Raw genomic sequence first — 11252 nt, forward strand, 5'->3', positions numbered from 1 at the left:
CCGCCGTGGGTCTGGGGTATCTGGCGGTGCCGTCCACGGGCTCTCATTGGGTGATCGTCAACCTGGGGAATCACCGGGGCGTGTACGACAGCGCGTACGTCGCGGCGGTGACCGCGCTCGCCGGTGCGTTGTGGCTGTTCGCCGGCGGGTTCTACGTCGTGCGCGTCGCGATCGCTCGCGACGGCGCCACCGGGGTCGGGGAACTGCTCGCCGTCACACCGCTGCGCACCACGGAGTACCTGTTCGGCAAGTTCCTCAGCAACCTGCTGGTCCTGGGTTCGATGGCCGGCGTGCTCGTCGGGACCGCGCTGGTGATGCAGGTGGCGCGCGGGGAGTCCACCGGCGTCGACCCGGTCGCGCTGCTGGCCCCGTTCGTGCTGTTCACGCTGCCGGTGCTGGCCGCCGCCTCGGGGTGCGCGGTGCTGTTCGAGACGGTCCCGCTGCTGAGAGGCGGTCTCGGGAACGTCGTCTGGTTCTTCCTGTCGATGACGGTGATGATCGCGGGCCAGTCGCCGTCCGCGCCGCTGGGCGGGCTCGGCATGAACCTGTTCGCCGAGTCGGTCAAAGCGGACATGGCGGCGCGGCACATCGCGGTACGCGAGCTCAGCCTGGGCCTGATGTACCTCGACCGGCCGCCCCGGACCTTCGTGTGGTCCGGGCTGGATCTCACCTGGGGGTTCGCCGCCGAACGGCTGGCGCTGGCGGTGCTCGCGGGACTCCTGGCGGTGGTGCCGGCGCTGTGGTTCGCCCGGTTCGACCCGGCCCGCCGCGCCGGCCGCCCGGCTCCCGTCCCCGTCCCTGATGCCGTTCCCATCGCCGTCCCTGGCCCCGTCCCGCAGGCGGTCGTCCCGGGCCACGACGGAGCGTCTGGCCGCGAGGGAACCCTGGATCACGACGAGGCGGTGGCCGGGGGCGGCGGGTTCGAGGTCCGGGCGGTGACCGCGCCACGGCCCGGAGGCGCCGCGGGACGGCTGCTGGCCGGGGAGCTGCGCATCCTCGTGCGGGGGGTGTCGCGCTGGTGGTGGGCAGGCGTCGCGGCGCTCACGGTCGTCGGGCTGCTGGCGCCCACGGAGATCGCGACCGGGCCGCTGCTGCTCGCGACAAGCGTGTGGCCGGCGCTGATCTGGTCCCGGCTGGGCACCCAGGGACACGAGAACGGGGTCGGCGCGCTTCTCGGCGCCTACCCGGGCGTGCGGCGCCGGGTGCTCGCGGAATGGGCGGCCGGGGTCGTACTGACGGCGTTCACCGGCCTGGTGCCGGTGCTGCGGATGGCGCTGGCGGCGGACGGGCCGGGGACGGCGGCCTGGGCGGCCGGCACGCTGTTCATCCCTTCGCTGGCGCTCGCGCTGGGAGTGCTCGGCCGTACCCACCGCCTGTTCCAGGCCCTGTACCTCCCGCTGTGGTACATGGTCGTCAACGCGGTCGCCGCGCTCGACTACATCGGCGCCGTCCGTGCCGGCGGCCGCCCGGCCGGGCCTGACCCCCTCGCCGTGGCGGGAGTCGCCGCCGTCCTGCTCGCCACCGCACTCGCCGTCGTGACATTCAGGCACGCCCGGCGCTAGTGCGGTGCCCTGGCCCGCCCCATCTTTGTGGAATGTCCTGGAATCGCCCTTCGAGTGAGGTCGAAGCGGGAAACGTCCGCACGCGGCGCAGGATCGGATCATGTACAGAATGAGATCCGTCGCCGCAGGTCTCGCGGCCGCCGCCCTGCTCCTGTCGCTCCCGTGCGCGGTCGTGGCCGCCCACGCCGGTCCCGGCCGGGGCACCGGTCCGGGCTGCGGCGCGGAGGCCGATTGCGGGACGCTGCGTGTGCCGCTGGACCGTGAGAATCCTTCGGCGGGAAGTACGACGATCGCGTACGCGCTGGTGCGGAGGCGGGATCTGTCCCGGCCGGCGGAGGGGACGATCGTGCCCAATCCGGGTGGGCCGGGGGTGGCGGTGATCGGGCACCGGGACTACGCGGGGCAGTACCGGCATCTGCTGGACAGGTACGACCTGCTGCTGGTCGATCCCCGGGGGGTCGGGGCGTCGGATCCGCTGCGGTGCGACTCGGCACGGCGGAGCGACCTGTCGGGGTCCCGGGCGCTGGCGCTGGAGGCGGTGCGCGCGTGCGGGGACGAGCTCGGGGCCCGGCGCCGGTACTACACCACGGCCGCCGCCGCCGACGACATCGACGCCGTGCGGGCGCACCTCGGGATCGGGAGGCTCGACCTGCTCGGGCAGTCGTACGGGACGTACCTGATGACCGTGTACGCCGAGCGGCATCCGAGCCACGTGCGGTCGATCGTCCTGTCGTCGGCGTACCCGCTGGACTTCGACATGCTGGGCGGGCCCGCGGCCCGGGCGATGCGCAGGTCCGTCGGCCTGCTGTGCCGCCGGTCCGGGGGCGGGTGCGAGGGGGACGAGGTGCTGGGCGACCTGCGCACCATGGCCCGGCGGGTGGCGGACAGGCCGATCCGCCACGCCGGCGGCGTGCTGGACGAGACGGCGCTGGCGAGCACGGTGTACAAGCTGGCCTCCAGCCACGCGGACCTGTTCGGGCGGCTGCCCGGGGCGCTGCGCCTCGCGGTCGGAGGGGACGCCAGGCCGCTGGCCCAGCTCGCCGAACGGGTGCGGCCGCTCAGCGGGTCGGCCGCCGGGACGTTCAGCCTGCCGATGTACGTGGCGGTGACCTGCAACGACTATCCGGCGTTGTGGGACAGGGCCGCTTCGGTGCGTGAGCGGTTCCGGCAGTACGCCTCGCGGGTGGCGCGGCTGGACCCGGCCGAGTACCGGCCGTTCCGGCCGCAGGCGTGGATCGGGGGGATCGTCGACCTCGGGGACTTCTGCGTCCGATGGCCCGATCGGGCGGCGCCGGTTAGGTACGGCGTGGGGCGGTTGCCCGACGTGCCGGTGCTGGTCCTTTCGGGGGAGCTGGACCTAAGCACCCCCACCGAGGAGGGGCTGCTGGCGGCCGGGCAGTACCGGGGGGCCGAGGTGATCGAGGTCCCGAGCACGGGGCACGTCGCGGAGAAGGACGGGCGGGCGTCCTCGTGCGTGATCTCCCTGGAGACCCAGTTCCTCCGCCACTGGCACGTCGCCGACCGATCCTGCCTGAGCCGGATCCCCCCGGTCCCCGTCTGGTCCCCCTCCGAGGTCAAACGCTGAGACCTCACACACTGAGACCTCAAGCGCTGAGACCTCAAACGCCCTGACGGCTCACCGCCCTTGCCCGGCCACCCACCGTAGTAGGCGCCGCCCCCGCCGTACCCCGTCCCGCCGCGTCGGCGCCGGGTGGGGGTGCGGCGGGTCGGGGGTCGTGAGCCGATGGGGCAGGGAATGGCGGTAGGGCCGGTAGGCCTTGGGAAGACTGCCCGAGCCGTAGGCGAGGACCTTTAGGGGGTGGTGGGGGTTAGGTGGAAGGTGAGGGAGAGGTCGGGGTCGTGGTGGGGGGGGAGGGATTGGGTGGGGTGGCCTTCGGTCATGGTGGTGGCGAGGACCTCGGCGGCGACCTTGCCGCCGTCCGCGCGCAGGGCCTCGGCCAGGTCGCCGGAGGCGGTCCACCACAGCTCGATGCGGTCGGTGATCGACAGGCCGCTGGTCTTGCGGGCGTCCTGCACCAGGCGGACGACCTCACGGACGAGGCCGGCTCGCGACAGCTCAGGGGTGACGGTCAGGTCTAGGGCCACGGTCTCGCCGGTGCCCGTGCCGACCGCTCCCGTCTCCACCGCCCAGCCCGCCCGGGGCTGCTCGGTGACGATCACGTCGTCCGCCCCGACGGTGACCTCGGTGTCCCCGACGGCCACCGTGACGGTCTCGCCCGCGCGGACCCGGGCGGCCAGCGCCGCGGGGTCGGCGGCCGTGATGGCGGCGGCGACGTCCTTGGTGCCGCTGCCGAACCGCTTGCCGAGCGCGCGGAAGTTCGGCTTGACGGTGAAGGACACCAGGTCGGCCGAGTACGCGGACAGGTCCTCCAGGGCCAGCACGTTCAGCTCGTCGGCGATCAGCTCGCGCAGCGAGACGGGCAGGGCCGACCAGCGGGACGACCCGACCAGGGCGCGCCCGAGCGGCTGCCGGGTCTTGACCCCGCTGCCGGCCCGCGCGGACCTGCCGAGCTCCACCAGGCGCCGGACCAGGGCCATCTGCTCCGACAGGCCCGGGTCGAGCAGCTCCTTGTCCACCTCGGGCCAGGTGGACAGGTGGACCGACGAGGGTGACCCCGGGGCGCGCAGCACCTCCCACAGGTAGTCGGTGAGGAACGGCACCAGGGGCGCCATCAGCCGCGTCACCGTCTCCAGGCACTCGTACAGCGTGGCGAACGCCGAGGTGTCGCCGGACCAGAACCGGCGGCGGGACCTGCGGACGTACCAGTTGGACAGGTCGTCGAGGAACTCGGTGAGCCGCCGCCCGGCGCGGGTGGTGTCGAAGGACTCCATCGCGTCGGTGACGTCGGCCACGGTGCGGTTGAGCTCCGCCAGCGCCCACCGGTCGATGAGCGGCCGGCCGCCCGGGGCGGGCGCCTCGGAGAGCATCGCCGGCGTCCACGACTCGGCGTTGGCGTACAGCGTGAGGAAGGAGGTGGTGTTCCAGTAGGTCAGCAGGACCTTCCTGACGATCTCCTCGAGGGTGGCGTGGCCGACCCGGCGCGGCGCCCACGGGGAGCCTGAGGTGGCCATGAACCAGCGCAGCGCGTCGGCCCCGTGCTGGTTCATCAGCGACATCGGCTCCAGCACGTTGCCGAGGTGCTTGCTCATCTTGCGGCCGTCCTCGGCCAGGATCAGCCCGAGGCAGAGCACGTTCTCGTACGCCGACTTGTCGAACACCAGGGTGCCGACGGTCATCATCGAGTAGAACCAGCCGCGCGTCTGGTCGATGGCCTCACAGATGAACTGGCCGGGGTAGGAGGCGTCGAACGCCTCCTTGTTGACGTGCGGGGCGCCCCACTGGGCGAACGGCATGGCGCCGGAGTCGTACCAGGCGTCGATGACGTCGGGGACGCGGCGGGCCTCGGCGCCGCAGTCGGGGCAGGCGAAGGTGACGTCGTCGACGAAGGGCCGGTGCGGGTCCAGGGCCGACAGCTCGCGTCCGGCGTGCTCGCCGAGCTCCTTCAGCGACCCGACGCAGGTCACGTGGGACTCGTCGGCCGAGCACACCCACAACGGCAGCGGCGTCCCCCAGTAGCGCGTGCGCGACAGGGCCCAGTCGACGTTGTTGCGGAGCCACTCGCCGTAGCGGCCCTCCTTGATCGTGGCCGGGAACCAGTTGGTGCGGTCGTTCTCCTCCAGCAGCCGGTCCTTGATCGCGGTGGTGCGGATGTACCAGGAGGGCAGCGCGTAGTACAGCAGCGCGGTGTGGCAGCGCCAGCAGTGCGGGTAGCTGTGCTCGAAGTGGCTGCCGCGGAACAGCAGGCCGCGGGCCCGCAGGTCCTCGGTGAGGCCGTCGTCGGCGTCCTTGAAGAACTTCCCGCCGACCTGCGGCACCGTGGCCAGGAAGCGCCCGTCGGGCCCGATCGGGTTGACCACCGGCAGGCCGTACCGCTTGCAGATCGTCATGTCGTCGGCGCCGAACGCCGGCGCCTGGTGGACCAGGCCGGTGCCGTCCTCGACGGTGACGTAGTCGCCCAGCACGACGTAGTGCGCGCCGGGGATGTCGACGAGGTCGAACGGCCGCGAGTACGGGGTGTGCTCCAGCTCGGCGCCCTGGACCCGGTCGAGGACCGTCCAGCCCTCGCCGAGCGCGCTCTCGGCCAGCGGCTCGGCCACGATCACCGGGCGCTCGCCGTCCCTGGCGGCCACCACGTAGGTGACCTCGGGGTGGACGGCCACGGCGGTGTTGGACACCAGCGTCCACGGGGTGGTCGTCCAGATGAGCAGGTCGCTGCCCTCGAAGCGGCCGGAGGTCACCGGCATCCGCACGTACACCGAGGGGCTGCTGACGTTCTCGTACCCGCCGGGCTGGCCGAGCTCGTGGTCGGACAGGCCGGTGCCGCAGCGCGGGCAGTACGGGGTGATCCGGAAGTCGCGGAACAGCAGGTCCTTGTCCCAGATGACCTTGAGCGACCACCAGACGGCCTCGACGTAGGAGGGGTCCATCGTGCGGTAGGCCTGGGACAGGTCGACCCAGTAGCCCATCCGCTCGGTCATCTCCTCGAAGGCGTCGACGTGACGCCACACCGACTCGCGGCAGCGCTGGTTGAACTCGGCGATGCCGTACGCCTCGATCTCGGGCTTGCCCGACAGGCCGAGCTCGCGCTCGACGGCGACCTCCACCGGCAGGCCGTGGCAGTCCCACCCGGCCTTGCGGGGGACGCTGAACCCGCGCATGGACTTGTAGCGGGGGAAGACGTCCTTGAAGACGCGGGCCTCGATGTGGTGCACGCCGGGCATGCCGTTGGCGGTCGGCGGCCCCTCGTAGAACACCCAGGCCGGGCCGGTGGCGTTCTTTTCGAGCGAGCGTTCGAAGACGTTCCCCTCGCGCCAGCGGCCGAGGACCTCCGCCTCGAAGGCGGGCAGGTCGGCCTGGGCGGGGAGCGGGCGGAAGTAGGGTGATGACATCGTAGGTACCGGCCTCCACGCGAGCGTTTCTCCATGGCGTGGAGGGACGAGGCGTGCGCCCCGCGGTACCACCCTCCTTGGCCCCGCTTCGCAGAACTTTCCCGAAAAGAGGCCCACTCTTGTCATCGCTGCCGGTTCTACTGGGCCGCGCGGCCGTGGGCCGAGCGCTGCCGTTCCTCCGGCGGCTCCGGGGTGATCTTCCCTCCGGCTCTCGCCCCGGGCTCGCACCGTCCCCGGGTCGCTCCTGCGAGTAGGGCACGGAGGTACTCGTCCCCATCAACGCCTTGCACCCAAAACGATAGCTCACTCGGGGAGAGGACCGGACGTTCATGAGACTGGCCATCCGGGTACGGCCCGGCGCCGCGCGGGCCTTCGTCGGCGGCGCGTACGGCGAGGACGCGATCGTGGTCCGGGTGAACGTCCGCGCGGTGGACGGAAGGGCGACCGAGGCGGCGCTGCGGGCCGTGGCGGACGCTTTCGGGGTGCGGCGGGCGGACGTTCGCCTGGTCACCGGTACGACAAGCAGGGATAAGGTCGTGGAGATCATCGGTAATGAGCAGGAATTGACCGAAAGGGCTGCGGTGTTACTGATGACGTAAACGGTCGGCGCGTCGTTTGTTCTTCCGAAATGGCCGACCTATGCTTCCCGCACTGCTCAACAGGCGATCGGCGAGGAGGCCTACATGGCCGGTATCACGCGGGCGGCGAAATCCGCCCCAGAAACGAGCGGCGACGCCGGTTGGACCGACGAGGAGATCTCCGAGGTCCGCGGACGGCTCCAAGGGGAGATCGAGGAGCTCAACGCCGAGGTGGCGCGATCGGAGTCGCAGATCGCGTCGGGGGACATCAGCGACAGCGCGGGCGACGACCAGGCCGACGCCGGGGCCAAGACCTATGAGCGGGAACGCGAGATCGCCCTTACCCTGAATGCGCGAGATCTGGTCGCGCAGAACGAGCGGGCGCTCGCCCGCATCGAAGCAGGAACATACGGAGTGTGCGAATCGTGCCACAAGCCGATCGGCAAGGAGCGGCTGCGGGCGTTCCCGAGGGCGACGCTGTGCGTGTCGTGCAAGACACGGGAGGAGCGCCGCTGAGCACCCCGCCCGACGCCGCCGAGGAGCCGCTCCGCGCCAAGCGGGTCGGCTCCCTCGCTGTGGTGGCGGTCCTGGTCTACGTGCTCGACCTCGTCGGCAAGACCCTTGTGGTGCGGTTCCTTGAGGACCGCGAGCCGGTCAGCCTGGCCGGCGACCTCCTGCGGCTCCGGGTGATCCGCAACTCCGGCGCCGCGTTCAGCATCGGCACCGGCATGACGATCATCTTCACGGTGATCGCCGCCGGCGTCGTGATCGCCATCCTGCGCACGGCGCGCCGGCTCCGCAGCTTCCCGTGGGCGATCGTGCTCGGCCTGCTGCTCGGCGGCGCGATCGGCAACCTCACCGACCGGATCTTCCGCGCCCCCGCGCCGTTCCAGGGACACGTCGTCGACTGGATCGAGGTCTTCCCGGCCACGCACTTCCCGGTGTTCAACATCGCCGACTCCGCGATCGTCTGCGGCGGCGCCCTGGCGGTCCTGCTCGCCTGGCGCGGCTTCCAGATCGACGGCACGCGCACGGGCGACGAACCGGACGAACCGGACGGCGCGCGCCAGGACCTTCCTGACAGGCACGACCAGCGGCACCTGAACGACCAGAACGACCAGGACGCGGGCCGCCAGGCCGCGCGCCATGATGACAAGGAGGATGAGCGGCATGGGTGATCTGCGCAGCCTCCCCGTACCCGACGGTCTTGAGGGCGAGCGACTGGACGCCGCGCTGGCGCGGTTGTTCGGCTTCTCCCGCACGCTCGCGGCCGAGCTGATCTCGGCGGGTGACGTCCAGGTCGACGGCGCCTCCGCCGTCAAGTCCGACCGGGTGCACGCCGGCGCCTGGCTGGACGTGGTGATCCCCCCGCCGCCCACCATGCCCGTCCCGGTGGCCGAGCCGGTGCCCGGCATGCGCGTCCTGTACGAGGACGACGACATCATCGTGGTCGACAAGCCGATCGGCGTGGCGGCGCACCCCACCCTGGGCTGGACCGGCCCGACCGTCCTCGGCGGCCTGCTCGGCGCCGGCCACCGGGTCGCCACCAGCGGCGCGGCCGAGCGCCAGGGCATCGTCCACCGCCTCGACGCCAACACCACCGGCGTGATGGTGGTCGCCAAGAGCGAGGTCGCCTACTCCCGGCTCAAGCGCGCCTTCAAGGAGCGCACGGTCGAGAAGCACTACCACGCGCTCGTCCAGGGCCACCCCGACCCGCTGCGCGGCACCGTGGACGCCCCCATCGACCGGCACCCGTCCGGTGACGGCAGGTTCGCCGTGGTCGCCGGGGGCAAGCCGTCGATCACCCACTACGACACCATCGAGGCGTTCCGCGCCGCGTCGCTGCTGGACGTCAAGCTGGAGACCGGCCGCACCCACCAGATCCGGGTGCACATGTCGGCCCTGCGGCACCCCTGCGTGGGCGACCTGGCCTACGGCGCCGACCCGACGCTCGCGGCCCGGCTGGGCGTGACCCGCCAGTGGCTGCACGCGGTCTCGCTCGGGTTCGAGCACCCGACCGGGGGCGAGCGGGTGACGTTCACCAGCGACTACCCCGACCAGCTCGGCGCCTCCCTGGACAAGGTTCGCGCCGAGTCCTGATCACGCCGGGTCTTGATCACGCGGGCCCTCCGGTCACGCGCCGGGCGTCGTCCTACACGCCCGGCGGGAGCAGGACGCCGCCGTCCAGGACGGCCCGCCCGTCGCCCGTGCCCTTGCCGTCGTGGTCCTTCGGGGAGTGGCCGCGCGGGCCCGCCTCGCCCTCGTCCGGCGGCACGGCGTCGCCCGGGTCCTTCTCCTCGCTCTTGGTCGGCTTGGCGGACGGCTTGCCCGACGGTTTGCCCGTGGGCCCGCCGTCGCCCTTGTCCTTGGTCTTGTCCGGCTTCGGGGGCCCGGTGGTGGGCGTCGGCTTCGGCGCCGGCGCGGTGGAGGACGGCCGGGAGGAGTACGGCGTCCGGCCGCTCGGCTGGGAGCTCTGCGAGGGCGTCCGCCGGGTCACCGGCTCGGCCGAGGAGGTGACCGACACGGTCACCCGGACGGTCGGTGAGGTCGCGGGCGTCTGCGTCGCCCCGGACGACCGGGCGGTCACCCACGCCAGGCCGCCCGCCACCAGGCCGACGGAGATGACGAGCGCGGTGAGCCCCGCCAGGGCGATGCCCCGTCCGCCGGGGCCGGCCGGGCGCGCCTGCGGGGGGACGGCCGCGGGGGTGACGAGGTCGGGGGCGGGCGCCGGCTCGGGCGCGGGGACCGGGACGGCGGGCAGGGGGACGGGCGCGGTCGGCTCGGGGTGGGTCCCCGCCACGACCATGCGCAGGTGGTCCTCGGCCTCGGCGATGGTGAACCGCTCGGCCGGGTCCTTGCGCAGCAGGCCCATGAGCACGGTGGTCAGGGGACCCGCCAGGCGCAGGGGCGCGGGCGGGTCGTTCATGACGGCGCCGAGCGTGATGAGCGGGTTGCCGCGCTGGAACGGCGAGCGCCCCTCCACCGCCACGTACAGGGTGACCCCGAGCGACCACAGGTCGGAGGCGCGCACCGCCTGGCCGCCCGCCGCCCGCTCGGGGGCGATGAACGCGGGGGTGCCGATGAGGGTGCCCGTGCGGGTGACCGAGGAGTCGTCGTCGAGCGTCGCGATGCCGAAGTCGGTGAGGACGGCGCGCCCGGTCTCGTGGGCGAGCAGCACGTTGTCGGGCTTGACGTCCCGGTGCAGCACCCCGGCCTGGTGGGCGGCCCGCAGCGCGGAGAGCACCTGCAGGCCGATCTCCGCCACGCGGGCCGGCGGCAGCGGGCCGTGGTCGCGGACGACGGCGCCCAGGGTGTCGGAGTGCACGAGCTGGAGCACGATCCAGGGGTGGCCGTTCTCCTCGAACACGTCGTAGACGGTGGCGACGCCGGCGTGGCTGACCCGCCCCGCGGCGCGCGCCTCCCGGAAGGTGCGCAAGGAGAAGATCTCGCGTTCGGACTCGGTCAGCTCCGGCGGAGCGATCAGTTCCTTGATGGCGATCTCGCGGCCGAGGATCTGGTCTTGGGCACGCCAGACGGTGCCCATTCCTCCTCGGCCGATCCGCTCGATGAGCCGGTATCGGCCTGCCACGATTCGGTCGGTGACGTGGGAGGGCTCTGGCATGTCAGACCAGCTACCCGGAATCTGTGATCACATGCGTCAATGTTCAGCGCGCGCGGAAAGTCATCGCAAACCTGGTGAAGTCGCCAGAGTCCTGTTCCCAGCGGTCCTCGGTGACGTGCAGATAGAGGGCGAACTGCCGCCCGCTCGCCGTCGTGAAGGCCCGGTCGAGGACGTGCACCGGCCCGGACTCCGGCCGCCAGGTGAACTCCCAGTCGGCGGCGGGGCGCCCGCGGAAGGGGCGTGACCGCAGGGCGATCCGCCGGTAGCCCGGGAGCAGGTTCTTGCCCACCGACTCGGCCTCGACGTGGCGCAGCGCGTCCAGCGGGGCGGATTCCGACCATCGGGTGGTGTCGACCAGCAGGTAGTTCGGGGACCCGGGAAGCCGGAACCTCACCCGGGTGGGCTCCCGCAGGAACTCCTTGGAACCGGCGGGCAGCGCCAGCGAGAAGCCCAGCGGGTCGGTGTGCGTACGCCACCCGGGCGGGAGCGTGGGCCGGGGGGAGGGCGACGGGGTGGCCG

The 11252-nt window shown here is 72.5% G+C and carries 8 protein-coding genes and 1 pseudogene; 6 read left to right on the forward strand and 3 right to left on the reverse strand.

Annotation, left to right across the window (positions count from 1 at the left end):
• The first annotated feature begins 80 nt into the window (after positions 1-80).
• Both NYZ98_RS13065 and NYZ98_RS13070 read left to right on the forward strand, forming a co-directional pair.
• The gene (locus NYZ98_RS13065; protein WP_262842974.1) at positions 81-1562 is read left to right on the forward strand and encodes an ABC transporter permease; all 1482 of its coding nucleotides are present in this window, start codon (positions 81-83) and stop codon (positions 1560-1562) included.
• 100 nt (positions 1563-1662) lie between these two features.
• Positions 1663-3147, forward strand: coding sequence for an alpha/beta hydrolase (locus NYZ98_RS13070; protein WP_262842976.1), 1485 nt, complete (start codon positions 1663-1665; stop codon positions 3145-3147).
• A gap of 227 nt (positions 3148-3374) precedes the next feature.
• Here the strand turns inward: NYZ98_RS13070 and ileS are convergent, their stop codons facing one another.
• Positions 3375-6533 carry an isoleucine--tRNA ligase gene (ileS, locus tag NYZ98_RS13075; RefSeq protein ID WP_262842978.1) on the reverse strand — a complete coding sequence of 1053 codons (3159 nt, stop codon included), beginning with the start codon at positions 6531-6533 and terminating at the stop codon, positions 3375-3377.
• Between the two features lie 329 nt (positions 6534-6862).
• On the opposite strand from ileS, the gene NYZ98_RS13080 reads away from it, so the two are divergent.
• From NYZ98_RS13080 to NYZ98_RS13095, 4 genes are all read left to right on the forward strand, one after another.
• A complete protein-coding gene (locus tag NYZ98_RS13080) occupies positions 6863-7132 on the forward strand; it encodes a DUF167 domain-containing protein (protein ID WP_262842980.1) in 270 nt (89 codons plus the stop codon).
• Between the two features lie 84 nt (positions 7133-7216).
• Positions 7217-7627 carry a TraR/DksA family transcriptional regulator gene (locus NYZ98_RS13085; RefSeq protein WP_262842982.1) on the forward strand — a complete coding sequence of 137 codons (411 nt, stop codon included), beginning with the start codon at positions 7217-7219 and terminating at the stop codon, positions 7625-7627.
• Positions 7591-8289 carry a signal peptidase II gene (gene lspA, locus NYZ98_RS13090; protein WP_316249563.1) on the forward strand — a complete coding sequence of 233 codons (699 nt, stop codon included), beginning with the start codon at positions 7591-7593 and terminating at the stop codon, positions 8287-8289. The genes NYZ98_RS13085 and lspA overlap by 37 nt, the downstream gene beginning before the upstream one ends.
• The gene (locus NYZ98_RS13095; protein WP_262842984.1) at positions 8282-9211 is read left to right on the forward strand and encodes an RluA family pseudouridine synthase; all 930 of its coding nucleotides are present in this window, start codon (positions 8282-8284) and stop codon (positions 9209-9211) included. The genes lspA and NYZ98_RS13095 overlap by 8 nt, the downstream gene beginning before the upstream one ends.
• A gap of 52 nt (positions 9212-9263) precedes the next feature.
• Here the strand turns inward: NYZ98_RS13095 and NYZ98_RS13100 are convergent, their stop codons facing one another.
• Positions 9264-10733, reverse strand: coding sequence for a serine/threonine-protein kinase (locus NYZ98_RS13100; protein ID WP_262842986.1), 1470 nt, complete (start codon positions 10731-10733; stop codon positions 9264-9266).
• Positions 10734-10776: 43 nt separating this feature from the next.
• Positions 10777-11252: pseudogene (locus NYZ98_RS13105) on the reverse strand (hypothetical protein); the annotation flags it as partial.

The organism is Sphaerisporangium corydalis, assembly GCF_025506355.1.
Lineage (GTDB): Bacteria > Actinomycetota > Actinomycetes > Streptosporangiales > Streptosporangiaceae > Sphaerisporangium > Sphaerisporangium corydalis.

What these genes read in the sequence shown, in the direction of transcription:
- NYZ98_RS13070 (WP_262842976.1), top strand. Translation starts at nt 1,663, where the DNA reads ATGTACAGAATGAGATCCGTCGCCGCAGGTCTCGCGGCCGCCGCCCTG.
- ileS (WP_262842978.1), bottom strand. Translation starts at nt 6,533, where the DNA reads ATGTCATCACCCTACTTCCGCCCGCTCCCCGCCCAGGCCGACCTGCCC.
- NYZ98_RS13080 (WP_262842980.1), top strand. Translation starts at nt 6,863, where the DNA reads ATGAGACTGGCCATCCGGGTACGGCCCGGCGCCGCGCGGGCCTTCGTC.
- NYZ98_RS13085 (WP_262842982.1), top strand. Translation starts at nt 7,217, where the DNA reads ATGGCCGGTATCACGCGGGCGGCGAAATCCGCCCCAGAAACGAGCGGC.
- NYZ98_RS13095 (WP_262842984.1), top strand. Translation starts at nt 8,282, where the DNA reads ATGGGTGATCTGCGCAGCCTCCCCGTACCCGACGGTCTTGAGGGCGAG.
- NYZ98_RS13100 (WP_262842986.1), bottom strand. Translation starts at nt 10,733, where the DNA reads ATGCCAGAGCCCTCCCACGTCACCGACCGAATCGTGGCAGGCCGATAC.